The sequence below is a fragment of the Corynebacterium sp. HMSC078H07 genome (assembly GCF_001812805.1).
Lineage (GTDB): Bacteria > Actinomycetota > Actinomycetes > Mycobacteriales > Mycobacteriaceae > Corynebacterium.
Window position 1 is genome coordinate 1 of record NZ_KV810482.1, and the last position, 340, is coordinate 340.

Below are 340 nucleotides of genomic sequence, written 5' to 3' on the forward strand. Positions count from 1 at the left end.
GCCTGCGCGACTGCGGCATCGTCGTCGCCGAGCCAGAAGGCCGTAAGACCCGCTACGAGATCGCCGATCCGCACCTCGCGGCGGCACTCGCCGCTCTGGTAGACGCGACGCTAGCTGTCGACGAAAACGCCCCGTGCATTGACCCTGAGTGCTCGGTGCCCGGCTGCGGCGAGGAAGGAACGGACGCATGACCTCGGCGTGTGGTTGCGAACACGAACCCGCCACGGAGACCGAAGAGCTCGATCGGCCATGGTGGAAGGACCCAGAATTGCTGCTGCCGATATTCTCCGGCGTAGCCCTCATAACAGGCCTGGCGCTGGACTGGTCCGGGGTAGAGACA

The 340-nt window shown here is 65.6% G+C and carries 1 pseudogene; it reads left to right on the forward strand.

From position 1 onward, the window contains the following. Positions 1-191 (forward strand): annotated as a pseudogene (locus HMPREF2875_RS06895) (transcriptional regulator); the annotation flags it as partial. Positions 192-340 lie beyond the last annotated feature (149 nt).